Below are 24,807 nucleotides of genomic sequence, written 5' to 3' on the forward strand. Positions count from 1 at the left end.
CCGATATGGACGATCCGACAACCCTCGCGGCCCGCGCGGCCCGTGCCGGCGGGACGGTCGCAGTCGAGCGGTTCCGGACCGACGTTCGGTTCGAGGCGAAAGCACACAAGAACGACCTGGTGAGCGACGCGGACGCCGACGCCCAGGATCGGGTCGTCGCGCTGCTGGAGGCGGAGAGCGACGCGCCGGTCGTCGGTGAGGAGTCGGACACGCCGTCGACGGTGCCGGCGACCGGCCCGGCCTGGATCGTCGATCCAATCGACGGGACGGCCAACTACCTCCGGGGGTTGCGCCTGTGGGCGACCAGCGTGGCACGTGTCGAAGACGGCGAACCGGTCGCCGCGGCGACGGTCATGCCCGCGATGGACGACGAGTTCCTGGCAGGCGAGGAGACGCGGCTGAACGGGGAGTCGGTCTCGGTCAGCGACAGGGCCGACCCGGAGACGTTCGCGGTCGCGGTGCTGGGGTGGGGTCCACACGGGGACCGTGAGGCCTACGCCACGCTCGCGGACGCGGTCGTGCGGGAGTGTGGTGACATGCGCCGGCTCGGGAGTATGCAGTCGGCGCTGGCGTTCGTCGCCAGCGGTGGGCTCGACGCGGCGATCACGACGCGGCGGCCCAACCCCTGGGACTCGGTCGGCGGTGCGCACATGGTTCGAGCGGCCGGCGGGACCGTGACGGATCTGGACGGTGAGCGCTGGCGACACGACAGCCAGGGGCTGGTGGCCTCGAACGGGCAGGCCCACGAGCGGCTGGTGGAACTGGCCCGGGACGTGGGTGCGCGCGTCGACCAGTGAGGATACGAGCGGGCGAGCCACCGGTCCCGGTCGTGTTCGCCAGTCGCACAGGATCGGAACCCTGAAACGGGCGGCTCGCGCGGTGTCGAGCATGCAGGTGACCGAGCGGATCGACGCCGGGCGCGCCTGGACGCTGACCGCCCTGGCCGGTGTCGCGGCGCTGGTCCTCGGCTCGCTGGTGTTCTACGACACGGTCTACCGCGGGTTCGTCTGGCACTACTTCTGGGGGCCGGTCTACGCCGACGCGAACAACGCGCTGTGTGCCGTCCACCGGGGCGGCTCCGTGGAACTGCTGTACAATCAGGTCGCGTGTCAGCAGGCCGTGACGGGCGGTGCCATCGTCGCCGAACCCGGCTACACGCTCGTCTCGGAGGTCGGGTACATGGTCGTCTTGCTGTTCGGACTGATCGGCGTCCTCCAGTTGCTCCGCCGGCTCGACGTGGGACGTGACCGGGACCTGTTTTTCGCGCTGGTCCCGTTCATGCTCTTTGGCGGTGCCCTCCGCGTCGTCGAGGACGCCAACGATGCCGTTCCCGAGGGCGTGACCCAGGCCATCGCCTACCCGTGGAACTCGCTGATCATCAGTCCGATCATCTACTTCACCGTCTTCTTCGTGACGCTGGGTTCCCTCCTGGTGACCGTCTGGCTCCGGCGTGAGGGGTACGTCGAGACCTACGCGGGACCGATGGTGGCGGTCGGGAGCGCGGCCTTCCTCCTGACCTTTGGCTATCTGGTCTCGCTGGCGTTGTCGGCCGACTACGTCGCGTTTTACCCGCAGGTCCTCCTGAGCGTGGTCCTCATCGCGACGGCCCTGGCCGGCGGGATCTACTTCGCCGTCGACCGGTTCCGGCCCGAGATCAACGCCGGGACGGGCCTGATCGGACTGGTCGTGCTGTGGGGCCACGCCATCGACGGCGTCGCCAACGTGATCGCCGCCGACTGGCTCGGCGCGCTCGGCGTCGACGCCGTCTACAGCCCGAAACACCCCGCGAACGCGTTCATCATCAGCACGGCCGAGGCGATCTTGCCAGCGTCGCTGTTGACGGCACTGGGCTCGTCCTGGCCCTTCCTGCTCGTGAAACTGGTGGTCGCGCTGGCGGTCGTCTGGATCTTCGACCGGGAGATCTTCGAGGAGAGTCCGCGCTACGCCCTGCTCTTGCTGACGGCTATCGTCGCGGTCGGACTGGGCCCGGGAACCCGCGACATGATCCGCGCCACCTTCGGCATCTAGAGCTTCCGCAGGGCGGACTCCGGGTAGTACCGACCGCCGCAGTTCTGACACGCTGCCACGGTCACGGTCGCACCCGCGCGGTCGACCTGTCGCCGGACCAGTGCCTGGCCACAGTCTGCACACGGGAGGTCGAATTCGGTCGTCATGGACACGGGCCGCTACCGGACGGTGCTGACCTGTCCGCGAGCAACCCCATGTGTACATTTCACACACGCCGAAATAAAACTATCTCTCCCTAGGGGTACGGGTGGTGGTCCCGGTCGAGTCGGGCCTCGAAGCCCATGCTCTCGGGGATCTCCTCGGCGCGCTCGCCGAAGTACGGGTCGTCGAAAAAGAGCGGCTGGGCGCTCGGGACGACTGCTCTGACGGCCTCGAACCCGAGCGCGTCCACGTCCCGGGTGGTGAGCCGCGACCCGTACACGTCCAGGTCCGCGTCACGCAGGCGTTCCACGACGGCGTCGAGGTGGTCCCGGCCCTCGGGAACCTCCGCGGGGCCGACCTGTTCTGCGGGGACGCTACTGCCGACGGCGAGGAAGGTCTGCGCCTCGCCGGGGAAGTTCGCGAAGTGCCCGATGGCACCGCTCTCCTCGGCGGCGTCGTCCGGTCCCATCCCGCGGAGTTCGAGCCAGTTCTGGAGGGCTTCGGCCAGCGCCGACCGTGCGGCCCGTGCCGGGTCGAGGTGGGCCGAGATGCCGACGGCGAAGCGGGGCCACTCCTCGCGGTGGACCGCGGCGGCCACGACGGGCACGTCCACGTCCTGGGTGAGGAGGAGCGGCACCACGTCCAGACCCTCGGACTTGGCCCGCTGCCGGAGGGTGCCGAAGGTCTCGTCGTCGACCGACAGGCCGAGCGGGTCGAAGGTGGAGTACCACGAGAGCATCGCGGCGTCGCGCTCGATAATCTCGTACAGCCCGGACAGGAGCGCTTCGGTGGTGCTGTTGCCCAGTCCCAGTCCCGTGGTCACCGCCGGACGGAACCGCTCGGTCGGCGGCGGGAAGTGAACGAACTCCGCGGGGAGCCACACGTCGCCGTCGGTATCGAGGTTCCGGCCGGGCACCCACTCGACCTCGGTGTGTTCGTCGGCGGTCGTCCAGTCGTCGCCGTCGGCACAGACGAACGTGGACGGCGGGACTGCGTCGTCGATCCCGGCGGCCGTCCCCGTCTCGAACTCGGCGGTGCGATAGATCCCGGCGCTGTAGCGCTCGTAGCCCTCGCCCAGCGCCTTCATGAACGCGGCGTTCCAGTCGGCGGCGACGCCGGCGGCCTGTCGGGGAGCCGTCGCGTCGCTGAATTCGCCCGTGTCGGCGACGTTGGCCAGGTAGTAGGGGGCCGGGAACGACTCGGCCTCACCCACCTCGGCGACGACGCCGACTCGCTCGTCGAGGCCCTGTTCGGCGCGGGTCAGCGCTTCGTCCAGGTCGCGGTCGGCGTGGTCGTCGCCCAGCCGTCGGTCGCGCTCGCCGGCACAGACGCAGTTGGGGACCGGCAGGAACTGTCGCTGGGCGTGGGGGACCTCGATCACCCCGCCGACGACAGAGGACCGCTTGCCGGAGACGAGTTTGGCGGCTTCCCGACCGGCGATGGCCCCGGCGAACCGCGCGGTCTCGGCGTCGGGTGCGGCCTGTGGTTCCTGGTCGGGGTCGGCGTTCGAGCGCACGCGGGACTGGAGACAGCGGTAGCAGGCGGTCCCGGGACCGAAGCCGGAAACGGCGGCCTCGACGACGGGGTAGCCGCCGACGCCGCCGATCTCGACCGCGAGCCAGGGCGTGCCGGACTCGCGGGCGCGTTCGTCGACCGTCTCGAAGGCCACGTCGCCGGCCTGGCCGACCACGACGGCGAGGTCGGCGCCGCCGACGACCGTCGGATCGAGGTCCGTGACCTGCGCGTCCACGTCCGCGAGGGCCGCGGCGACCGCGTCACGTGCCGGTCCCGAACCGACGAGAGCGACTGTCATTGGTGGCCGAACGCGACCGGGGGTGAAAAAAGCGCAGGCCTCAGCTCGACAGCAGACTCTGGGCCACGTTCGCCAGCTGGTCGGAGTCGGCGTCTTCCAGCCGCTCGTCGCCGAGCATCAGGCGGAGCCGCGGGCGGCCCACGTCGATGGGCACTTTCTCGGTGTCGATCAGGCCCATGTCTTCGAGCTTCGTCTTGGTGCGGGAGAACGTCGCCTTCGAGGCGAGGCCGATGTCCTCGCCCCACTTGCTGATGTCGTACAGCAACTCGCCGTTTTTCGCGGCAACCAGGAGGCTGATCGTCACCTCGTCGAGGCCGTCCCCGTTGCCGCGTGCGGTCTGAAGAGATGCGAGCACCTCGTCGAAGTCCGTCGCCGTGGCTTCGCTGATGTCCGACGACAGCGTCTCGCGGACCTCCGTCAGCGGCGGGGTCCGGAGACCGAACTCGTCGGCGCTCTCCCAGATGGCGTCGTAGCGCTCACGAGCGCTCTCGACGAAGGCCTCGTCGTCGGTCGTCAGGCCGGCCACCGTCTCGCCGGCCGCCACGATGGCGACGACCTCGTCGTCGGTGACGAACAGGGCGTTCTCCGGCGGGTTCTCGACCGTCCGGATCGCGAGGACGCCGTCGGCGATCAGGTTCGCCGCACGACTCGCGATGATGAAGTCGTCCATCACGTCCTTCAGCGGGCGCTCCGCCGCCAGCAGGTTCACACTGGGTGGGGACTCCAGCGTACTCATTACCGATACCAGCTCCTCGATGGTCTCCCGTGAGGGGTTCACGAGATACGATTCGGTGGGGGCAGCCGACAACTCGGTCCTCAGTAGGTCCGTGATGCCGTCCGCAAGCAGGTTTTGGCTCATCGTCCTATGAATGTATATATTGTATTACGGTATTTAATTTTATCGTTGATAACGAGTTGAATTACTCGGCCAACAATTATACATCTGAGCTTCGAGCCGGCTAATTATATGTCTTTGGTCTGAATATCAAAAGTGAATATCGGGCTACCAGTTGGACAGTAAAACCGCCCGCAGACCCGCCGGCCGGGGGATATCGGCGGCCGGCGAGAACGTTTCGGCAGTGAAAACGATCAGCGACTGGTCGCGAGTTCCGCGGCGAGGTCGTCCGACCAGTGGAACTCGCTGTCGTAGATGATGGGCAGCGGCGTCTCCGAGAGGACCTCGATCAGTTCGTCCCGGGTGAGGACGGTCTCGGTCGCCGTCCCGTGGTACGCCGACTCCTCGGCGAAGGCCGGCTGGAAGCAGTCGCCGATCCGACGGCCGGTCAGCGCCTCACAGGACAGGCGGAAGCGACCGTCGTCGCGTTCCAGCCAGCCCACGACCGGGCTGTCCGGCGTGGGCGCGAGCGTGTAGGTCCCGTCGCCGACGACGGCGTAGTCTTTCCCCATCATGATGCGCCGGCGCGACAACTGCATCGCCGGTTCGAGCCCGAACCCGTGGACGAGCAGGCGCGAGAAGGCCGTGCCGACCTTCGCGGCCTGTCGATCCAGCACCTTCGTCAGCGTGACTGCGCCGCCGACACTGCCCCGTTCGATCAGCTCCAGTCCCTCGTGGTAGGAGCCACAGGCGTTGAGGAAGAACGTGCGCGTCTCACAGGTGTCCAGCGACGACGCGGTGAACCGACCGTCGGGACACTCCAGTCCGTCGGCGTCGCAGTGGCCGATGTAGTGGACGAAGTCGTTGGGCGAGGCGAACACCTCGGCCAGTTCCGCGCTCGTGAGGTGTTCCTCGATGTCGACCGACAGCGGCAGGTCCGCCGACCGCTCCTGGTAGATGTCCGCCACCGCCGCGTGTTCGTCGTACATCTCCTCGTCGTTGAGGACGACCGTCACCGACAGGGGCGTCCCGCGCCGGTCCTGGTACCGCCGCCGGTTCTCGTAGGCCTGGGGCGAGGTCTTGAACGCGTCGATGGGTGCCCCACCGGCCAGCCAGGCGTGGATGCGCCCGGCCCGAAGCTCCGGGTCCACCCGGTCGACGGACGCCACCGAGCGTCGGCTGGCGTGACTCCCGGACCGGTAGAAGTCGTCGAGCGTCCGTTCGAGCAACTCCGTCCCACGCAGCTCCGAGGATTCGGGCAGGTAGATCAGGCTCAACGCGTCCAGCAGGTACGGGAGCGACTGGACGTTGTCCGGTTCCGGCGCGGCGTACGTCGAGAAGTGCCACTCGGGCAGGTACTCGTCGAAGTCCGGTTCCGTGACACAGAAGTACCGCGCCAGCCGCTGGGCGGGCGTCCGGCGTCGCAACGTCGCCGGGTCGAGGTCGAACCGGTCGAGCAAGGCGTCGCGACACGCCGGCGATTCCCCCTCCAGGTCCCGGACCAGCGTATCGTAGAAAAACACCTGTCTGAGCAGGCGTGCGACGCCGTGCTGGAAGGTCGGGAGTTCCCGGAACCGACACTCCACGTCCGCGCTCGGGGCGACCAGCTTCGGCGTCGCCTCGGGCTCGACGGTCACCGTCGCGCCCAGATAGTACGCCAGCGGCGCGCCGACGAACAGGTACTCCAGTCGCTCCGGCAACTGGAGTTCGATCCCCGTCTCGGGCGTCGCCGCCTCGACGGCGTCGGGGATCGACCGCTCGTCGCCCACCTCGACGACGGGCGGGTGATCCCGCATCGACGGATGCGACCGCGCTGGCCCGGTCGTCCGCAGTGCCGCCGACAGGTGACTGATCGCGTCCGCGACGCCGGCAGGCGTCGGTGGGACGGTGACCGTCGACGGGTCCTCGCAGTGTTCCCTGAACCCGAGCGTCACCGGTCGCTCCTCCCCGAGGCTGACCACGACCTGGTCGCCCACACGACGGACGAACGCGGGGCCGTCGAACCGGCAGTACAGTTCCATGCTCGGCTCGCGATCAGCCGTCCGTCCACCGCCGACTGCCAGCCGACAGTCGAGCAGGAACTGGCCCCTATCGAGCGCCACTGGCTCGCTCAAATCGTACCGCCGCCCCCCGGACGCGTCGGTCAGCGTTGCGTTCTCAACGGGAACGCGCAACTCGGAGAGACTCCCGGTCACGCAGTCCTCGACCGGCTGGACGAGCTCCGGCCCGGACGTGCGATCCTCCCAATCGACGGTCCGAACCGTCGTCTCCCCGGCGCCCCCGATGGCTCTAACCCCCCCATTGGCCGCCACCCAGGCCATCATGCTACACTCACTCGCACGGACTACTCACTCATTATTTTTCGGACGGGGTATGACCGGGTTATTAAATAGCCCACGATTGCCGGTGTTTCTTTACAGGGCGACTATCGGTGGTGAAAAGTCCGGGCTGGAAGGGTAGATTATTGACGGCCCAGGACCGAGCCACGAACATGAACTACGAGCACGTCCGGGAAGTGGACCCGGCGGTCGCGGACGCCCTCGAGGGCGAAGTGCAGCGGCAAAACGACACGCTGGCGATGATCGCCAGCGAGAACCACGTCAGCGAGGCGGTGCTGGAAGCACAGGGCAGTGCGCTCACCAACAAGTACGCCGAGGGCTACCCGGGCGAGCGCTACTACGCGGGCTGTGAGTACGCCGACGAGGTCGAGGAACTGGCCATCGAGCGAGCCAAGGAGCTGTGGGGCGCGGAACACGTCAACGTCCAGCCCCACTCGGGCACGCAGGCCAACCAGGGCGTCTACTACGCCATGCTCGAACCCGGCGACAAGATCCTCTCGCTGGATCTGAACCACGGCGGCCACCTCTCGCACGGCCACCCCGCGAACTTCACCGGCCAGCTCTACGAGGTCGAACAGTACGAGGTCGACGCGGAGACGGGCTACATCGACTACGACGACCTCCACGCACAGGCAGAGGAATTCGACCCTGACATCATCGTCTCGGGCTACTCCGCGTACCCGCGCGAGGTCGACTTCGAGGCCATCCAGGCGGCGGCCGACGCCGTCGACGCCTACCACCTCGCCGACATCGCGCACATCACCGGCCTCGTCGCCGCCGGCGTCCACGCCAACCCGGTCGGCACCGCCGACTTCGTCACCGGCTCGACGCACAAGACGATCCGCGCCGGCCGTGGCGGCATCATCATGTGCGACGAGGAGTACGCCGACGACATCGACCCCGCCGTCTTCCCCGGCGGCCAGGGTGGGCCCCTGATGCACAACGTCGCCGGCAAAGCCGTCGGGTTCAAGGAAGCCCTCGAACCCGAGTTCGAGGAGTACGCCGAACAGACCATCCAGAACGCCAAAGCGCTGGGCGACCAGCTCCAGAAGCGCGGCCTCTCGCTGGTCTCCGGTGGGACGGACAACCACCTCGTCCTCGTGGACCTGCGCGAGTCCCATCCCGAGACGACGGGCAAGGACGCGGAGGAAGCTCTCGAAGACGTGGGCGTCGTCCTCAACGCCAACACCGTGCCGGGCGAGACGCGCTCGGCGTTCAACCCCTCGGGCATCCGCGCGGGCACCCCCGGCCTCACCACCCGCGGCTTCGACGAATCGGCGTGCCGCGAGGTCGCGGACATCATCGCCGACGTGATCGACGACTACGACGACGCGGACGTGAAGGCCGACGCCGCAGAGCGCGTCCAGAAGCTGACCGACGCCCACCTGTTGTACGAGTAGCGTGGTCGGCGACGGCCCGAGCCAGTTGGTTTTTTGCCATTTCGGGGGCCACGTGCGGGTATGGTCGGTCAGTCCCTCCACCGTGCCGCCGTCGACCGCTTTGGCCCCGAAACCACCGAGTACGGGTGGTTGCTGGCCGTGTTGCTCGGAACCCTCCTCTCGCGGACGGTCGTCGGCGGCGTGGTCGACAGACTCGACGCGCTGCCGCCGCGATTGCTCGACCCGCACCTCCTCGGGACGGTCGTCTACGCCACCGCCGGAACCGTCGTCGTGGTCACGCTCGCGGCCGTCTTCCTCCGGCTGGCAGAGCCGGACGTGGCGATCAGACCGGCGGATACGGTTCGCTTGCCGCTGTTGACGTGGGGCGTTCTCGCCGTGGGTGCGTACGTCCTGCTCGGGACGGTCGACATCGAACCGTTCCCGGCGTCGGTGGTCGAGCTGTTCTTCGGGACCGTCGTCCCCATGGGACTGCTCGCCGTCGCGTACGCTCGCCGGCGCGGGGTCGAAATCTCCCTCTCCATTCCGGGGGTAGCGGCGGGGCCGATCCTCGGTCCCGCTATCGTGCTCGCCGCCATCGCTGGCGGAGTGCCGCCGTTCGCGGCCTCGGTACTCTCGGGTGGGTTCCCCGGACCCGGTGGGTTCTACTTCGGGCCGCCGCCGCTGACGACACTTCTGGTGACCGCGGTGCTGACGCCGGTCCTCGTGGGCGGTGCCTACGGACTGTTGTTCAACGGCGTGATTCAGGCGTCACTCCGCGAGCGGTTCGGCGCAGTCGGTGCCGTCGCGGTGGTGACGGCGCTGGTCGCGACGTTCCGCCTCGCGGCCGTCCCGTTTCCGTTCGACGGGCCGCTGTTCGTCCTCACGACCGTCGCCGCGGGCGCCGTCCTGCCGGTCCTGGCGGCGGTTCTGGCGGTCGAGGGGATCGCATCGGTCGGGGCGGTATCGGTCGAACCCGAGGCGCGCGAGCTGGCGCTCGTGCTCGGCGTAACCGCCGCCGTCGTACTGATCGCCGTCGGCGCGTTCTGGGCGCTCGTCCTCGGCGCGCTGTTCGGTCCCGACGCGATCTCGGCGGCCCTGGGAATCGTGCTGAGCGCCCCCGCCTACCTGGCGGTGGCCGCCATCGCGAGTGTGAGTTACGAACGCGTCCGCTCGGTGTGGGTTCCCGCCGTCGTGTTCGCCGTCTTCCTCGCCGCCCTCGACGTCGGTCCGTACCTGGCCCGGGCGATCTGAGTCGCCGGTGTCGCGAGCCAGCGCCAGGCCCGCCGCGAGCTTTCGAGACGTTCAAGGGTCGCCCCGCCGCCTGTTCAGCCATGACCGAGATCATCGACGGGAACGCCGTCGCACAGGCGGTCCGCGACGGACTGGGCGACGCCATCGACACGCTCGCCGACGCCGGGACGACGCCGACGCTCGCGACCGTGCTGATGAGCGACGACCCCGCCAGCGAGACCTACGTCTCGATGAAGCAAGACGACTGCGAGGAGGTCGGCATCGAGGCCCGCGACGTGGAGATCGACCCCGACGCACCGGCCGAGGAACTGTTCGACACTATCGACGAACTGAACGACGACCCCGACGTGAACGGCATCCTCGTCCAGATGCCCGTGCCGGACCACGTCGACGACCGCGAGGTCCTCCGCCGGATCGACCCGCTGAAGGACGTGGACGGGTTCCATCCCGAGAACGTCGGTCGCCTCGTCGCGGGCAACGCCCGGTACAAGCCCTGCACGCCCCACGGCATCCAGAAACTGCTGGCCGACGCCGGCGTCGAGACCGAGGGGGCCGACGCGGTCGTGGTGGGTCGCTCGGACATCGTCGGCAAGCCGATGGCGAACCTCCTGCTCCAGAAGACCGAGGGCGGCAACGCTACTGTTACTGTGTGTCACTCCCGGACCGAGGACCTGGCCGCTCGGACCCGCAGAGCCGACATCGTGATCGCCGCGGCGGGCGTCCCGGAGATGATCGACGGCGACATGCTGGGCGAGGGCGCGACGGTGATCGACGTGGGGATCAACCGTGTCGACGCCGACAACGACAAGGGCTACGAACTCGTCGGCGACGTGGACTACGAGAGCGCGAAGGAGGTGGCGGGCGCGATCACGCCCGTCCCCGGCGGCGTGGGGCCGATGACTCGCGCGATGCTCCTCTGGAACACCGTCAAAGCCGCGAGCCTCCAGACCGGGACCGACGTGTCCCTCCCCTGAGCGGATGGTCGCGACCGATCCCGCGTTCGCGGATCTGGCGGCCCGCGACGGCGTCGAGACGCGCCGCAAAGTCGAGTCCGTCGACGCCGCCCGCTTCGCAGAACTGGAACCGAAGGTCGACCCGATGACGTGGGCGGTCGGCGCGGTCGTCACCGACGACGCGGGTCGCGTCCTGCTGGTCCGGGAAGACGGCGAGTGGCTCGCCCCCGGCGGGGAGGTCGAACCTGGCGAAACCCACGCGGAGGCACTGGTCCGCGAAGTCCGAGAGGAGACCGGCGTACCCGTCAGTGTCGGCTCGCTCGTGGCCGTCACCGAAGTCGCCTTCGAGTGCGGCGACGACAGCCTCGCCTTCTACTTCGCCCACTACACCGCGACGCCGGAGACGACGGAACTCACGGACGATCCGGGCGTCGACGGCGAGGGGATCGAGGCCGTCGAGTGGGTCGAGAAGCTCCCCGCGAATACGGTCGACCGCGAGGTCGTTCGGCGGGGCCGCGACTGAACCGAGGCGGCGTCACGTCCCCTGTCCGCCGGCTTCGCTGGGCGTCTCGACGGCCGCGGCCGGGCGGCGCTCTCGGCTGTGGAGGATCATCGAGACGCCGGTCACGAGGAAGTTCACCCCGAAGAGGACGCCGACGGCCCACAGCGCGTCCGCGGGGAAGTTGACCCACAGCAGGATGGCGAGCAACAGTCCGAGGACGCCGCTGACGGCGAGCCATGTCCGGCTCCCCTCGCCGCCGGTGACCGCCCAGCCGAGCTGGAGCAGGCCGCTGACGAGGAAGAAGCCGATGACCAGCAACGTCAGCGTGGTCAGCCCGAGCAGGGGGTTGACCAGCACCGCGATCCCGGCGACCCCGTAGACGAGGCCGAGGAACACCTGCCAGCCGAGCCCGAGGAGACTGCCCGCCGAGAAGGCGGCTGCGACGTGCACGAGTCCGCCGACGACGAGCAACGCCCCGAGGACGACCGCCAGCGACAGGCCGATCACGAACGGCGCGAACAGCGCGACGATGCCGAACAGCGCGAGCAACACGCCGCCCAGCATGCTCCCGCGGATCAACTGGTCCTGGTCGACGCTCCTTTCGGTAGCCGTGTGCCGTGATACCATGGGTAGACGTTGGTCGCAGGTCTCGAAAAGCGTACTTTCGGGTTCGTTCGCTGGTTGTGGTGGGTCGCATGCGCGATTCGCGCCGGGCCCGTCGGTCTCCCGCCGATTCCTCGCCCGGTCTACAGGTCCCCCGGCCGAGAGGCGGCGAGCGATTGATGCCCGTCCGGCCTCTGGTATGCGGTGGGATGACAGTCGACGAACTGGGGGCGTACGGACTCGAACAGTTGACCGACGACGAGATCGACGCCTTCCTCGCGAATCAGCGGATGGGGGTGCTGGGACTGCCGACCGGGAACGGGCCGTACCTGCTCCCGCTGTCCTTCGGCTTCGACGGCGAGTCGCGACTCTACTTCACCTACGTCGTCGGCGGCCAGAGCCGGAAAGTAGACCTGAGCGAGCGGGCCGAGCGCGCCAGCTTTCTCGTGTATAGCGCCGAATCACCCTACAACTGGGAGAGCGTCTCGCTGACGGGACGGATCGAGGAAGTCCCGGAGACAGAGTGGGACGACATCGACGACCTGCTGGCCGACGCCTGGCGACCGGGGCTGATCGAGGAGGCCGCGGCCGGGGCCGACGTGGCGGTCTACCGGTTTCCGATCGAGGAGCGAAGCGGCGTCAAACACACCGGCCTGCCGCCGGGGTTCGACTGATGTTCGACCCCTTCTCCGTGATCGAGGAGGAGGGGACGGGGCCACCCGACGGGCTGGAGGACTCGATCCAGCGCGCCGACGCAGCGACGTTCTGGGGGTTCCTCGCCGCCGCTGGACTGGCCCAGGCGGGCCTGTTCGCGGCGAGTCTCGGACTCATGCTCGCTGGCTTTCGGGGGCAGTGGACGCTCGGCGGGGTGCTGATCGGCGGTGGGGTCGTCGCGCTGGCGCTCGCCGGTGGCATCGTCCGGTGGCACCGGCGGCGGTGAGTTCCCCACGAAGGTTTTGACCCCTCCGGACGAACCATCGCCGAATGCACGAGGGTATCCGCTGTCCGATTCGCGCCGCCGGCTCCGCCCACTCGGTCAGCAACGACTGCCACGGGGGTCGATGAGTCGGTGGTCGAACTCGTGTTCTGGGGCCTGGTCGCGTTCGCGACGCTCACGGGGTTAGTCACGGCCTGGACGCTCGGGGCCAACAGCAACTCCCCGCCGTTCGCCCCCGCTATCGGGGCCAACGCCATCTCGACGATGCGGGCGGCCTTCCTCATCGGCATCCTCGCCGCGCTCGGCGCGCTCACCCAGGGGGGTAGCATCTCCGAGACCGTCGGCGCGGGACTGATCGACGGCGTGGCCATCACCTCGCTCGCGGCGACCGCCGGCCTGCTGACCGCGACCGCGTTCATGGCCTTCGGGATCTACTCGGGCTATCCCGTGCCGGCCGCGTTCGCGACGACGGGCGCGATGGTCGGCGTCGGCCTCTCGCTGGGCGGCGCGCCCGCGTACGGCACGTACCAGCGGATCGCGCTGTTCTGGGCGCTCGTGCCCCCCGTCTCCGGCGGACTGGCCTACCTCACCGCGACCGTCCTGCGCCGCGACGACATTCCGGAGACGGTGGGCGTGCCGTTACTGGCGGCGCTGGTCGGCGGCATCGTGGCGAACGTCCAGTTGAGCATCATTCCTTCCCCGGCCGGCCAGCCCCAGGGTTCCATCGCCGGGTACGCGGGCGGGATGGCCGCACGAACCGGCGTGACCGGCGCGGAACTCGCCGCGACCGCCCTCGCGACCGCCCTCCTGGCGGCCCTGAGTTTCCAGTTCATCCGGCGGGCGACCCAGCAGTCGGTGGACCGCGGAGTGAAAGTGTTCCTCGTCGTGCTGGGGAGTCTCGTGGCCTTCTCCAGCGGGGGGAGTCAGGTCGGCCTCGCGACCGGGCCCCTGGAGAATCTCTATCGGGCCGAACTCGGACTGCCGGGGATCGCGTTGCTCGCCATCGGTGCGGTCGGCATCCTCGGCGGGGCGTGGATGGGCGCGCCACGCCTCCTGCAGGCGACCTCGCGTGAGTACGCCCAACTCGGTGTCCGCCGTTCCATCGCCGCGCTGGTCCCCGGATTCGTCATCGCGCAGGCGGCCATCGCGCTGGGCATCCCCATCTCCTTCAACAACATCATCATCTCGGGTGTGATCGGTGGCGGCCTCGCGGGTGGGTCGGCGGGCGTCTCGCGGCGCAAGATCGGCGTGACGCTGACGTTCTGGATTCTGACACTGATCACGTCGGTCGGCGTCGGGTTCGGACTCTACCGGGTCCTGGCCGCCGTCCTCGGCTAGCGGACGACGGTGACCGTGACGGGGGCCTCGCCGACCACGACGGTCGCGACGGTCCCGAGCAGGCGGCTGGCGAGGTCGCTTTTCGCGCCGCCGTGCCCGCCCATGACGACGTGGTCCACGTCGTGGTCGTCGACGTACGCCAGAATCGTGTCGGCCGGGTCGCCCGTCTCGACGACGGTATCGAGGTCACGGTTGGCCTCCTCGGCCTGGCGGCGCGCCCGCTCGATCAGGTTCTCGGCGCGGTCCCGGGCCGCGTCCTCGCGTTCGTCGTCGGCGTCGAGGATGCCGCCCTCGCTCATCCCCCCGTCCAGCGGGGTCACCACGTTCAGGACCGTCACTCGGCAGTCGAAGGTGTCGAGCGCGTGCGCGAGCGCGTCGTCGGCCAGCGGTGACCCGTCGAGCGGTACCAGCACGTGAGAGGCCATACGGGCCGTAGTCGCCCCGGACACAAGTAGTCCGGCGATGGATCGGGGCGCCACGGCCGGAACCTGGGTGAAATTTAACCTTCCGGGGAACGAACGTGACACAATCAGGCACCCGCATGGCAGAGACGTTCTACAGCGTCCTCGGCGTCGAGTCCGACGCCGACGTCGAGGCGATACGGGACGCCTACCGGGCCCAGGTCAAGGAGACCCACCCGGACGTGAGTGACGACGCCGACGCTGCCGACAGCTTCAAGCGACTCACCGCCGCCCGCGACGTGCTGGTCGACGAGGCGTCCCGCAGTCGGTACGACCGCGTCGGCCACACCGCGTACGTCCGCGACCACCTCGACAGCTCCGCCTGGTCCGTCGAGGACGCGGGGTCGGCTGGCCCCGCGGCTGGCTCGGGGTCGTCGAACACCTCGACTCAGCGGGGAACCGACGAGGACGAGAACGCCGAGAACTACCAGCGCTACCGGTCCAGTCACGCCGAAGCCAGTTCGAGCGGCCGCGACAGGTCACGCCGGACGGGACGAACCGGCCGACGGGAGCGGACCGACCGGACCACCGGGACCGACACCGGGACCGGGAATTCCGGCGGGGCCGGCACCACCGACTCCGGTGCTGGCGGAACCGACACCAGTGCCAGCGAGGCCAGCGGAAGCGACGCCAGCGGGAGCGATACGGACGAGTACGGGACGTGGTCGACCGACGCGGGCCAGGACTGGGCCTTCTCGGGGTCGTCGTCGTCGTCGACGTCGACGGCGACCGGAGGCCACAGCGCGGACCCGCGGGACCGGGCACGAGCCGACGGCTGGCAGGCGGCACACGCCTCGACGAACGCCTACACTCCCTCGGGGTACGAACCGACGGCGGCGGCGACCAGCGACGTGGGTGTCGGGTCACTGCGGGACGTACTCCGGCAGGTCGGTCCCTGGCTGGCCTTTCACTTCGTGTTCCTGATCAGCGCGTTCGTCACGATCTGGCTGATAATGAGCTGGATCCCGTCGGTCCCGATGCTGTTCGTCTCCCTGTTGTTGCTCGGAGCGACGGTCTTCTTCTCGATCCTGCACATGGTCTCGCAGGTGTACTCCTAGTCGGCTTCCATGCCCTCGGCGATGCGCTTTGCCTCGACGACGCTGACCTCGCCGCTCTCTGACCAGTCGAGCTGGTTGTAGATCGTGCAGTTGCGACACTGGTCGGAGAACACGTCCGTCTCCGTCGTGACGTTGCGGCTCTCACACACCTGACAGTGCCAGACTTTCGTCGCCCCCCAGACGAACTCCGAACTCATACACGCTCCGTGGACCGCTACGGGCAAAACTCCCCGGCAGACGTGCGTCTGACGCTCCCTTCGTATAAAGACACGGAGGTACGGTGCATAATTTATTTAGCATATCGCGCGGTTCGAAAGGGTGGCACTATGGGACGTGGGGACGAAACGAGGCGAGTTACGAGACGGACGTATCTGCGCACGGTGGGTACAGGGGCGGCAACCACTGTCGGACTGGGGGCGGCGGCGACCGGAACGGCGGGGGCCTTCGAGGGGTCGTACGCCGGGCGGATCACCACTCGCGGGCACCTGTCGGCGGGCCTGTTCAGCGTCGACTACACGCCGCGACACGACCGCACCGACTACGAGACCAGCGGCACGATACCGGGACTCACCGACGACGCCTCCCCGTCGGAACTGGTCGTGTTCGTCCACCGATACGACAAGGGCCTGACCGGCGCGCTGGAATCGCTGCGGGGGTTCAACGACGCGCTCCGGTCGGCAGGCTACGACGAGGCGCTGATCGGGTACGACTGGGACGCCGACGAGGGCCGCTGGGGCCAGACCGTGACCATCGCGGACTGGAACGCGGACAAACTCGGCACGTTCGTCCGGGATTACGAGGACGAACGGCCGGATACCGACATCAGGCTGGTCGCTCACGGCGGCGGCGCGAAAACAGTCGCGGAGTGTCTGGAGTTCTTCATGGACCGGGGATACGACACGACCGTCGAATCGGTCGACTTCCTCGGCGGGGCCATCGACAACGACTCGGTGGCGACCGACGGGCAGTACGGCCAGGCCATCGCCGACCACTGTGACACCTGCCGCAACTACTACAAGACCGACGACGACTTCCTCGGCTGGACCTACGCCTGGAAGGAGTGGGACAAGGCCGTCGGCGACACCGGCGCGGAAGGCGAACCGCCGGACAACTACGAGGAGTACGACGTGACCGACGACGTGAGCGATCACGACAGCTTCCCGCTGCCCGACGACGGGTGCGTGCCGACGGTCGTGGACAACTGGTCCTGAGGGACCGAACGTTCGGTCCGAGAAACGTTTTTGAACCGTCGCGGGCTACCGTCGAGTATGCTCGGACTGCCCTCCATCGCAATCGAGTACTTCGGCGTGGCCGCGCTCTTGCTGGTACTGGGCTACCTGATCAGGTTCCGGGAGTGGACGTTCCTGCTCGCCGGCTACGACGAGACGTCGCCGGTCCCCTCGGCCGTCGCGGCGAGCGTCGCCGGCAACACGGTCCTCCGGATCGGGGTCGCCGCGCTGGTCGTCGGGGGAGCCTACGCCGTCGCGGACCCGCCCGCCGCCCTGTCGGGGATCTTCGCCGCCGTGGTCGTCCTCGACGTGGCTCGACTGCTCTACCGGCTGAACACGTACAGTCCCGACGGGACCGACGCGGCCGCCTGACCGGCCCGAATTTCGACAACCGTTTTTCCCTGGCCCGACGAGGAGTGGTATGAACGTCCGGGAGATTTCGGAGTTGCGGCCCGACGAGCGGGCGGCGATCTTCGCGCGCGACGCCGGGGTCGAGGAGGTCCGCGAGGACGTGCGCGAGATCGTCGGCCGCGTCCGCGAGGAGGGCGACGTGGCGATTCGCGAGTACAGCGAGGAGTTCGACGACGTGTCGGTCGGCAATCTCGACGTGACCGACGCCGCCGAGCGCGCCGTCGAGGAGATCGACGACGGCGTGCGCGAGGCCATCGAGACCGCCGCCGACAACGTCCGCGCGTTCCACGAGCGACAGGTCCCCGACGACTGGCGCGAGGACTTCGACGGCCGGGAACTGGGCCGCCGGTTCACCGCCGTCGAGCGGGCCGGCGTGTACGTCCCCGGCGGCACCGCCGCGTACCCCTCCAGCGCGCTGATGGGCGTCATCCCCGCCAAAGTGGCGGGCGTCGATCACGTGGCCGTCGCGACGCCGCCCGCCGAGGAACTCAACCCGGTCACCCTCGCGGCCATCGAGATCGCCGGGGCCGACGCCGTCTACCAGGTCGGCGGCGCACAGGGGATCGCGGCACTGGCCTACGGCACCGAGACCGTCGACCGCGTCCAGACGGTCGTCGGGCCGGGGAACCGGTGGGTGACGGCCGCCAAGGCCGAGGTGCGGGGCGACGTGGAGATCGACTTCCTGGCCGGGCCCAGCGAGGTCGCCGTGCTGGCCGACGGGACGGCCGATTCGGAACTCGTCGCCGCCGACCTCGTGGCGCAGGCCGAACACGACACCCACGCCTCCGTCGTCGCGGTCACGGACGATCCGGAGCTGGCCGAGGCGGTCGCGGAGGCCGTCGAGGCCCAGGTCCCGGGTCGCGAGCGCGAGGAGACGATCCGGGGCGCGCTCGACAACGACGAGAGCGGCGTGTTCCTCGCGCGGTCGATGAGCGAAGCCGTCCTGTTCGTCGAGGAGTACGCGGCCGAACACCTGGCCATCGTCGCCGACGAGGACGAGGCCCTGCTCGACCGCATCGACAGCGCCGGCAGCGTCTTCCTCGGCCCGTACTCGCCGGTCGCGGCGGGCGACTACGCCAGCGGTCCCAACCACGTCCTCCCGACCGGGGGCGGCGCGCGCCGCTACGGCGGCCTCTCCGTGGACACGTTCCTGCGCTCGACGACCGTCCAGCGGCTCGACGACGACGCGCTCGGCGACCTCTCTGAGACGATCACGACGCTGGCCGAGGCCGAGGGACTGGAGGCACACGCCGAGAGCGTCCGGAAGCGCTTCGAGGACTGACCCCGCTTACCGGTGGAGCGACCGGGTGAGCGAGAACACGAACAGGGCGATGAAGAACCCGCCCACGAACCCCTCGAAGGCGGTGAGGGTGTTGACGACCGTGTTGGCCCCCTGTGGCGGGTCGAGTACCAGACTAGTGAACGACTGGAGGCTGTAGACCAGCGGGTCCGCGACCTGGCTGTTGGCGATGTCGACGCCGACGACGGCGTAGGGGATCGTGAACAGCGCGATGACGAGCGCGGAGACGAGAACGACCCGCGAGGGGCGCTCGCCGTACCCACAGGTCGCCTGGAAGAAGGCGTTGGTCAGCCACTTCGAGAGCGCGCGGGGCTTCGAGAGCGCACCGCCGTCCCCGTCGCCCAGGAGGACGCGCCGGTACTGCCGGCGGCGGTAGGCCATCTCCTTCATGAAGAACTCCGAGGTCGCCTTGTTGTCACCGACGCTGGACGCGCCGTTTTTCGCCTTGAGGTAGGTGGATTCGAGGGCCTGTGGCTCGAACCCGCCGTCGGGGCGCACGTCGGTCGCGGCCGAGAAGGCGTCCGAGAGCCGGTGGATCTCCCACTGGTTGCGTTCGAGGTAGCCGCGGTGTCGCGAGAAGTCGAACTCCTCGAACGCCGTGTTGTCGAACAGGAACGAATCGAAAAGCGGCGTGTCGTCGCCCTCGTCGCGGGCGAGCGTGACCGACCCCAGCGTCGCGTCGGTCAGGTCGTAGTAGACGCTCCCCGTGGCCGACTGGGCGATCCGCCCGTGTTCCAGGTCCGCGTCGTGCATGTCGACGAGGGTGGCGTCGGCCGCGGGAACGGGCTCGAAGCGGAGGTCACGCTCCACGTAACAATCCTCGAACGAGGCGGTCTCGGGCAGGGCCGTGTCGACGAAGGCGGCCCCCTTCCGGAAGGTGGCGTCGTCGAAGGTCGGTGGTTCGCGGAAGGTGGCGTCGTCGAACCGGCCGTGCCGGAAAGCGGCGTCCCGGAAGGTGGCCTCGCCGGCGATAGTCACGTTCGAGAAGTCCGCGTCGTCGACGGTCACGTTCGCGCCGCCGCGGAACTCCACGCCGCGGAACGACGCCGCGCCGTCCACCCACGCTCCGACGAACGACACGTCGTGTCCGAAGACCGCCTCGTCGAACCGCACCGCGTCGAAGCGTGCGTCGTGGAAGTCGGTCTCGCCGACGAAGCGCGCGTGCTGACAGTCGAACGTGTCCTCGAACGTCGCCCCGACGGCCGAACAGCCCCGCTCGAATGTCGCCTCGGCGAGCGTGACCGGGCCGCCGACGGCCGCCTCGTCGAACCGCGCCCACCGGAACGAGGCGCGACGGGCCGTGAATTCCCCCTCGAATGTCGCCCCGGAGAAGTCCGCGTCGTCGACGGCGACGTTGGCTCCGCCACGGAACTCCGCGCCCTCGAAGGTGGTGTCCCCGGTCACGCGACAGTCCGTGAACGCGGCGTCGTCGGTGAACACCGCCTCCTCGAACACGAGCGGGCCGTCGACGGTCAGGTTCGCGAACGTCGACGTACCGTCGAAACTGGCCTCGGCGAACCGGGCCTCGCCGTCGAAGCGCGCGCCGTCGAAACTCCCGCCGCGAACGAAGTCTGCGTCCTCGAAGCCGGCGTCCGCCTCGAACCCCGCGCGGTCGAAACTCGCGTACCGGAACCGCGTCATGTGGAAGGTCGCCTCGTCGGCGAAGGTCGCCCCGGAGAAGTCCGCGTCGTCGACCAGCAGGTTCGAGCCGCCACGGAACTCCGCGCCGGCGAATCCCGCCGTCGACTCGAAGGTCGCGTCGGCGAACACCACGTCGCCCTCACACTCCATCTCCTCGAAGGTGGCCGCGCGCTCGAACCGGGCCGCCTCGAAGGCCGCGTTCCCGTCGAACGCGCCCCGGGTGAAATCGACCGGCCCGTGGAACTGCGCGGCCGCGAAGGTCGTGTCCCGGTCGAACGCGGCGCGCTCGAAGGTGGCGTCGTCGCCGAACGTCGCCTCGATGAAGGTCCCGGCCCGGAACCGCGCCATCTCGAAGGTGGCCGTCGACTCGAAGGTCGCCCCGGAGAAGTCCGCGTCGTCGACCGCGACGTTGGCCCCGCCCGCGAACTCCGTGCCGGCGAGTACCGCGTCGCCGACGAACCGCGCGCCGCGAAAGGCCACGTCGGCGTCGAACGTCGCCTCCGCGAAGACGGCGTCCGCGAAGACGGCGTCCGCGAACGTCGCGCGGCCATCGAAGTCGGCGTTCCGGAATCCCGTCCGGCCGTCCAGCACCGCGTCGTCGAAGTCGACGGGGCCGTCGAAGGCCGCCCGCTCGAAGTCGGCATCGCCCGCGACGTGGACGCCCTGTGCAGAGAGCGCGCCCTCGATGGAGGTGTCGGTCGCCTCGACCGCCTCGATCCGCGCGCCGTCGAGTCGGAGCGGCTGTTCGATCACGGCGTTCGAGAGGTCTAGCGTCCCCTCGATCTCCGCGCCGCGCAGGTCGACGGTGAACCGGTCGTCGGCGTCCAGCGTCCGGGCGCGCAGGTCGAGGCCGTCGAAGTGAGCACCGACGAACGCGTTCGTCGCCCGGTCGCCGGACTCGACGGCCCGGAGGAGCGCGTCCCGGACTTCCCCGGGCGCGACACCGAGCGTGTCCCGGTCCGACGGTGGCAGGTGAAAGAGACAGTACTCCGCGTCGGGATGTGACTCGTGGGGACACGTCCACTCGTCGTCGACGGGACCCGCCAAATCGTCCCCCTCGTCTGGCGAGACCGTGTAGCGACACGACTCGGTCATCGTGTCTTCGTTCACGCCCTACGGTTTATATTTCGGTGGTCTGTCACCTCCGGCCAGGCGAGCGGTCGCCGCGGAGACCGACACCCACGCTCAGAGCGGCAGGTGCGAGAGAACGTCGTCGCTCTGGCCGTCGAGGTGGTCGAGGCGTTCGCCGAGGAGTTCCCGGAGGAGGATGACGAGCGCGTCGTCCGCACCGCTCCCGACCAGTGCCCGTTCGGTGCCGTTCTCGCCGATAGTGCCGAGCATGACTGCCTCGCGGTCGGCGAACACCAGTCTGCCGAGGCGGTCGCGGCTCACCGGCAGGTCGAGCCAGTTGCGCTGGGGTTCCCAGATCGTCGCGCCCGGTACCGCCTCCCGGACCGTATCCCGGACCGTTCCCGTCTGTGAACCCACGTACACGTCGACGCCGCGGTCGACGGCGTTCCGGAGCCGTTCGAGACACAGCGGGGCGAGCAACCCGTCGGTCGTGATCATGACGAACAGTTCGTCGTCTGCCCGGTCGAACAGCGCCTGGCCGTGAGCGACGATTGCCTCCCGGCCTTCCAGCGTCCGAACCCTCCCCTCGGTCGTCCCGACGGTCGCCGCGTCGTCGCCCGTCCGGCCGCAGGCTTCCGTGCCACCGGTAGGAACCAGTTCGTCGACGGTCGCATCGCCGACAGGCAGACCCTCGTAGGTGACTGCCCGCCCCTCGCCGGTCTCGTCGTACGAGATTGCGCCGGCGTCCGCGAGCTTGGGGAGGTGTCTGTGGACCAGCGAGACGCGGACGTTCTCGTCGTCGCTCCCCGCCGTGACGGTTCTCACCAACTCGTCGACCGTCGTCTCCGCCTCGGTGCGGAGGTGATCGATCACGAGTCGGCGGCGCGCCGACGCGAGGAGTTCGAGCGCAGTTCCCGTGTCCGCGGGCGACGCGTCCAGCCCGAGTGCCGTCTCGACGGTGGTCGCGCAGGGTTCGGCCGGGGCCGACCAGGCGACGGTCTCGTCGGCACGGTCGACGAGTCCGACCGATTCGAGCGTTGGGAGGTGGTGGTGCCGTAGGCTCAGGATGACGGCCTCGTACTGTTCGTCGGTGACCGCGCGCAGGGGCACGTCGGTCTCGGCGCTAGCGAGGAGGGTCGCCAGCTCGGATTCGGAGACCGCACTCTGTCGTTCTCTGAGCAGCGACACGATCCGCCGCCGTCGGTCGTCCGCGAGTGCTGCCAGCAGTCGCGAGAGGGCTCGCGGTTCGGCCTCGTCGACGGTCGTCTGCGATGGGGTGGACATGTACTCTCTCCTTTCTCCGACGCGGGGTTGACTCTACTGCCAAAACGATTAGGGCGACCGCGATGGATCTCCCGATATCGCCGGTCTAGGCGGTAACAGGGCCCTACGTTCCGAAACCGGGGCTGGATCTGTCACCGAGCGCGACACTGTGTCCGTGGCCCCGGCTGGCAACACAGTTAACACCGTTCGTCCAGTATCCACGTCCATGAGCGGAACGTCTGCGGCTGCCGAGACCGAGATCGAGGTCACCGAGGCCGCCGCCGAGGAGGCAGTCCGACTGCTGGAGAGTGAGGATATGGACACGGACGTGGCCGGGTTGCGCCTGTTCGTCCAGCAGGGTGGCTGTGCCGGCCTCTCCTACGGGATGCGGTTCGACTACGAACCCGAAGCCGAGGATACCATCTTCGAACACCACGGCCTGCGCGTGTTCGTGGACGAGGCCAGCATGAACTACATCGAAGGTAGCGTCCTGGACTTCGAGGACGGACTGCAGGGCGAAGGGTTCCACGTCGAGAACCCCAACGTCGTCTCCGAGTGTGGCTGTGGCGAGAGCTTCCGGACCTAGTCGGCCAGCTCGAAGGCCACCTCCACTTCGGCCTGGTACTCGCGATTCTCCGCCGCCGCGATCTCCACGCCCATCTCCTCTACTTCGACCCAGTAGACGTTGTCGAGCGTGTTCTCCGCGCGGTCGACCGCGTCGTCGACCGCCTTGTCGAAACTCTCCGGACTCGTACCGATCAGCGTGATTTTCTTGAAAACCATGGTAATCGCTCCCCGGACCACCCTGTTCGTCGCTTGCCGTGTTAAAACTTAGCACGGAGCGAACGCTTTTGTAGCGAACCGCGACCAGGCCGTCCCGTGCGGTGAGTCGACCGGCACGGTCGAGGCGGGAGCGCGATCCGTCGTGTCGGCGTCGTCGAGGATCGCCTGTTCGCCAGCAGCGAGCGACGGCTCAGACCACGCCGTCGTCCCGGAGGTCCGCCAGTGTCGACTCCGCCAGTCCCAGTTCGTCTAGGTAGACCTCCCGATTGTGTTCCCCGTGGCGCGGACCGAGATGGTCGACGGAGCCCGGCGTCCGCGAGAACTTCGGGTGGGTGTTCGCGGTTCGTGTCGGACCGATCTCGTCGTCCTCGACCTCGACGATGGCGTCGCGCGCCCGGTAGTGGTCGTCCGCGACGATGTCGCTCACGTCGTAGATGGGGGCGACGACGGCATCGCCCGCTCGCAACTCCGCGATGGCTTCCTCGGTGGACCGTTGGGCGATCCACGGGGCGATGTACTCGTCGAGTTCGTCCGCGTGGTCGACGCGGGCGGCGTTGTCCGCGAAGCGCGGATCGTCGACGAGTTCGGGGTGGCCGACGATCTCGGCGAGGTTCTCGAAGATCGACTGGGCCGACGCCGAGAGAGCGACGTACCCGTCGGTCGTCTCGTAGACGTTCCGCGGTGCGGCGTTGGCGTGGTGGTTGCCCAGTCGCTCGGACACCTTCCCCTGTTTGTCGTACTTCTCGACCTCGCCGGGGAACATCCGGAACAGCGATTCCAGCAGGCTCACGTCGATCACCTGACCCTCGCCGCTGCCGGTCACGTCGCGCTCGAACAGCGCCATCAGGAGCCCCTGGACTGCAGTCTGTCCCGCGACCATGTCCGCGAGACTGATCGGCGGCAGGAGCGGTTCGCGGTCGGGGTAGCCGTTGACGTGGGCGAACCCGGACATGGCCTCGGCGGCGGTGCCGAATCCAGGGTCCTCGGCTTTCGGCCCGGTCTGGCCGTAGCCCGAGATGCGGACGACGATCAGTTCCTCGTTGGCCGACTGGAGGCGCTCGGGACCGAGGTTCCAGCCTTCGAGCGTTCCGGGGCGGAAGTTCTCGACGACGGCGTCGGCGTCGGCGACCAGCTCCAGCGCCAGAGCCTGCCCTTCGTCGGTACTGAGATCGGCCGTGACACAGCGTTTGTTCCGGGCGAGTGACTTCCACCAGAGGCTCGTACCGCCTTCGTCGGGCGGCCAGTCCCGGATCGGGTCGGGACTGTCCGGGTGTTCGACACAGATCACGTCGGCACCGAAATCGGCCAACAGCATGGTGGCGTACCCGCCGCTGACCATCCCGGAGAAGTCGACGACACGCAGCCCGTCGAGCGGGCCCGACGGTCCGTCGGTCGCGTCCGTATCGCTCATACGTGGCCCTGGGAGAACCGGGTGGTTACCGTTTGTGTTCCGGCGTGCCAGTGCCGATGC

Annotated in this window: 25 protein-coding genes; 14 read left to right on the forward strand and 11 right to left on the reverse strand. The window is 68.8% G+C overall.

Translation table 11 applies throughout. From position 1 onward, the window contains the following. The first annotated feature begins 5 nt into the window (after window positions 1-5). On the forward strand, window positions 6-797 hold the full coding sequence (locus tag ACOZ4N_RS03075; RefSeq protein WP_424018473.1) for an inositol monophosphatase family protein: 792 nt from the start codon (window positions 6-8) through the stop codon (window positions 795-797). Window positions 798-888: 91 nt separating this feature from the next. After that, window positions 889-2,028 (forward strand): DUF63 family protein, encoded by a 1,140-nt coding sequence (locus ACOZ4N_RS03080; RefSeq protein ID WP_424018474.1) that lies wholly within the window; start codon window positions 889-891, stop codon window positions 2,026-2,028. Here ACOZ4N_RS03080 and ACOZ4N_RS03085 read toward each other — a convergent pair. The 4 genes from ACOZ4N_RS03085 to ACOZ4N_RS03100 all read right to left on the reverse strand — a co-directional run bounded on the left by ACOZ4N_RS03085 (window position 2,025) and on the right by ACOZ4N_RS03100 (window position 7,141). Next, window positions 2,025-2,174 carry a hypothetical protein gene (locus ACOZ4N_RS03085; RefSeq protein WP_424018475.1) on the reverse strand — a complete coding sequence of 50 codons (150 nt, stop codon included), beginning with the start codon at window positions 2,172-2,174 and terminating at the stop codon, window positions 2,025-2,027. The two genes, ACOZ4N_RS03080 and ACOZ4N_RS03085, sit on opposite strands and share 4 nt — an antisense overlap. Window positions 2,175-2,263: 89 nt before the next feature. Beyond that, window positions 2,264-3,982, reverse strand: a complete 1,719-nt coding sequence (locus ACOZ4N_RS03090) for a YcaO-like family protein (protein ID WP_424018476.1) — start codon at window positions 3,980-3,982, stop codon at window positions 2,264-2,266. Window positions 3,983-4,022: 40 nt separating this feature from the next. After that, window positions 4,023-4,841 (reverse strand): transcriptional regulator TbsP, encoded by an 819-nt coding sequence (gene tbsP / locus ACOZ4N_RS03095; RefSeq protein WP_424018477.1) that lies wholly within the window; start codon window positions 4,839-4,841, stop codon window positions 4,023-4,025. 230 nt (window positions 4,842-5,071) lie between these two features. Then, the gene (locus tag ACOZ4N_RS03100; RefSeq protein WP_424018478.1) at window positions 5,072-7,141 is read right to left on the reverse strand and encodes a hypothetical protein; all 2,070 of its coding nucleotides are present in this window, start codon (window positions 7,139-7,141) and stop codon (window positions 5,072-5,074) included. Window positions 7,142-7,308: 167 nt separating this feature from the next. Between ACOZ4N_RS03100 and glyA the strand changes: the two genes are divergently transcribed. The 4 genes from glyA (at window position 7,309) to ACOZ4N_RS03120 (ending at window position 11,262) form a co-directional block, all read left to right on the forward strand. After that, window positions 7,309-8,556 (forward strand): serine hydroxymethyltransferase, encoded by a 1,248-nt coding sequence (gene glyA, locus ACOZ4N_RS03105; protein WP_424018479.1) that lies wholly within the window; start codon window positions 7,309-7,311, stop codon window positions 8,554-8,556. A 60-nt stretch (window positions 8,557-8,616) separates the two neighbouring features. Further along, a complete protein-coding gene (locus tag ACOZ4N_RS03110; RefSeq protein WP_424018480.1) occupies window positions 8,617-9,786 on the forward strand; it encodes a hypothetical protein in 1,170 nt (389 codons plus the stop codon). A gap of 80 nt (window positions 9,787-9,866) precedes the next feature. Continuing rightward, window positions 9,867-10,760 carry a bifunctional methylenetetrahydrofolate dehydrogenase/methenyltetrahydrofolate cyclohydrolase gene (locus ACOZ4N_RS03115; protein ID WP_424018481.1) on the forward strand — a complete coding sequence of 298 codons (894 nt, stop codon included), beginning with the start codon at window positions 9,867-9,869 and terminating at the stop codon, window positions 10,758-10,760. 4 nt (window positions 10,761-10,764) lie between these two features. Next, window positions 10,765-11,262: an NUDIX hydrolase gene (locus ACOZ4N_RS03120; RefSeq protein ID WP_424018482.1), complete on the forward strand. Its 498-nt coding sequence runs from the start codon at window positions 10,765-10,767 to the stop codon at window positions 11,260-11,262. A gap of 12 nt (window positions 11,263-11,274) precedes the next feature. On the opposite strand, the gene ACOZ4N_RS03125 is transcribed toward ACOZ4N_RS03120, so the two are convergent. Then, window positions 11,275-11,868 (reverse strand): HdeD family acid-resistance protein, encoded by a 594-nt coding sequence (locus ACOZ4N_RS03125; protein WP_424018483.1) that lies wholly within the window; start codon window positions 11,866-11,868, stop codon window positions 11,275-11,277. A gap of 185 nt (window positions 11,869-12,053) precedes the next feature. Here ACOZ4N_RS03125 and ACOZ4N_RS03130 point away from each other — a divergent pair, with 185 nt between their 5' ends. The 3 genes from ACOZ4N_RS03130 to ACOZ4N_RS03140 all read left to right on the forward strand — a co-directional run bounded on the left by ACOZ4N_RS03130 (window position 12,054) and on the right by ACOZ4N_RS03140 (window position 14,119). Beyond that, on the forward strand, window positions 12,054-12,518 hold the full coding sequence (locus ACOZ4N_RS03130) for a pyridoxamine 5'-phosphate oxidase family protein (RefSeq protein ID WP_424018484.1): 465 nt from the start codon (window positions 12,054-12,056) through the stop codon (window positions 12,516-12,518). Further along, a complete protein-coding gene (locus ACOZ4N_RS03135; RefSeq protein ID WP_424018485.1) occupies window positions 12,518-12,784 on the forward strand; it encodes a DUF7322 domain-containing protein in 267 nt (88 codons plus the stop codon). Before ACOZ4N_RS03130 ends, ACOZ4N_RS03135 begins: the two co-directional genes overlap by 1 nt. Window positions 12,785-12,913: 129 nt before the next feature. Then, on the forward strand, window positions 12,914-14,119 hold the full coding sequence (locus ACOZ4N_RS03140; protein ID WP_424018486.1) for an anion permease: 1,206 nt from the start codon (window positions 12,914-12,916) through the stop codon (window positions 14,117-14,119). Here the strand turns inward: ACOZ4N_RS03140 and ACOZ4N_RS03145 are convergent. Beyond that, a complete protein-coding gene (locus tag ACOZ4N_RS03145) occupies window positions 14,116-14,544 on the reverse strand; it encodes a universal stress protein (protein WP_424018487.1) in 429 nt (142 codons plus the stop codon). The two genes, ACOZ4N_RS03140 and ACOZ4N_RS03145, sit on opposite strands and share 4 nt — an antisense overlap. Window positions 14,545-14,660: 116 nt before the next feature. Here ACOZ4N_RS03145 and ACOZ4N_RS03150 point away from each other — a divergent pair, with 116 nt between their 5' ends. Beyond that, the gene (locus tag ACOZ4N_RS03150) at window positions 14,661-15,638 is read left to right on the forward strand and encodes a J domain-containing protein (protein ID WP_424018488.1); all 978 of its coding nucleotides are present in this window, start codon (window positions 14,661-14,663) and stop codon (window positions 15,636-15,638) included. Here ACOZ4N_RS03150 and ACOZ4N_RS03155 read toward each other — a convergent pair. Then, window positions 15,635-15,835: a hypothetical protein gene (locus ACOZ4N_RS03155; protein WP_424018489.1), complete on the reverse strand. Its 201-nt coding sequence runs from the start codon at window positions 15,833-15,835 to the stop codon at window positions 15,635-15,637. The genes ACOZ4N_RS03150 and ACOZ4N_RS03155 overlap by 4 nt on opposite strands. Before the next feature lie 183 nt (window positions 15,836-16,018). Between ACOZ4N_RS03155 and ACOZ4N_RS03160 the strand changes: the two genes are divergently transcribed. The 3 genes from ACOZ4N_RS03160 to hisD are packed head-to-tail and all read left to right on the forward strand — an operon-like array spanning window position 16,019 to window position 18,560. After that, on the forward strand, window positions 16,019-16,849 hold the full coding sequence (locus ACOZ4N_RS03160; protein ID WP_424018490.1) for a hypothetical protein: 831 nt from the start codon (window positions 16,019-16,021) through the stop codon (window positions 16,847-16,849). Window positions 16,850-16,906: 57 nt separating this feature from the next. Continuing rightward, window positions 16,907-17,239: a hypothetical protein gene (locus ACOZ4N_RS03165; protein ID WP_424018491.1), complete on the forward strand. Its 333-nt coding sequence runs from the start codon at window positions 16,907-16,909 to the stop codon at window positions 17,237-17,239. Window positions 17,240-17,288: 49 nt separating this feature from the next. Next, the gene (gene hisD, locus ACOZ4N_RS03170) at window positions 17,289-18,560 is read left to right on the forward strand and encodes a histidinol dehydrogenase (RefSeq protein ID WP_424018492.1); all 1,272 of its coding nucleotides are present in this window, start codon (window positions 17,289-17,291) and stop codon (window positions 18,558-18,560) included. Between the two features lie 6 nt (window positions 18,561-18,566). Here the strand turns inward: hisD and ACOZ4N_RS03175 are convergent, their stop codons facing one another. Next, window positions 18,567-21,314, reverse strand: coding sequence for a pentapeptide repeat-containing protein (locus ACOZ4N_RS03175; protein WP_424018493.1), 2,748 nt, complete (start codon window positions 21,312-21,314; stop codon window positions 18,567-18,569). Between the two features lie 90 nt (window positions 21,315-21,404). After that, window positions 21,405-22,574 carry a DUF7344 domain-containing protein gene (locus tag ACOZ4N_RS03180; RefSeq protein WP_424018494.1) on the reverse strand — a complete coding sequence of 390 codons (1,170 nt, stop codon included), beginning with the start codon at window positions 22,572-22,574 and terminating at the stop codon, window positions 21,405-21,407. 205 nt (window positions 22,575-22,779) lie between these two features. Between ACOZ4N_RS03180 and ACOZ4N_RS03185 the strand changes: the two genes are divergently transcribed. Continuing rightward, complete coding sequence (locus tag ACOZ4N_RS03185) at window positions 22,780-23,139, forward strand: HesB/IscA family protein (RefSeq protein ID WP_424018495.1); 360 nt, start codon at window positions 22,780-22,782, stop codon at window positions 23,137-23,139. On the opposite strand, the gene ACOZ4N_RS03190 is transcribed toward ACOZ4N_RS03185, so the two are convergent. Both ACOZ4N_RS03190 and ACOZ4N_RS03195 read right to left on the reverse strand, forming a co-directional pair. Beyond that, window positions 23,136-23,336, reverse strand: a complete 201-nt coding sequence (locus ACOZ4N_RS03190; RefSeq protein WP_092692830.1) for a dodecin — start codon at window positions 23,334-23,336, stop codon at window positions 23,136-23,138. The two genes, ACOZ4N_RS03185 and ACOZ4N_RS03190, sit on opposite strands and share 4 nt — an antisense overlap. A gap of 190 nt (window positions 23,337-23,526) precedes the next feature. Beyond that, window positions 23,527-24,747, reverse strand: coding sequence for a CaiB/BaiF CoA transferase family protein (locus ACOZ4N_RS03195; RefSeq protein WP_424018496.1), 1,221 nt, complete (start codon window positions 24,745-24,747; stop codon window positions 23,527-23,529). Window positions 24,748-24,807: the final 60 nt, after the last annotated feature.

It is taken from the genome of Halorientalis pallida, assembly GCF_049605515.1.
Lineage (GTDB): Archaea > Halobacteriota > Halobacteria > Halobacteriales > Haloarculaceae > Halorientalis > Halorientalis pallida_A.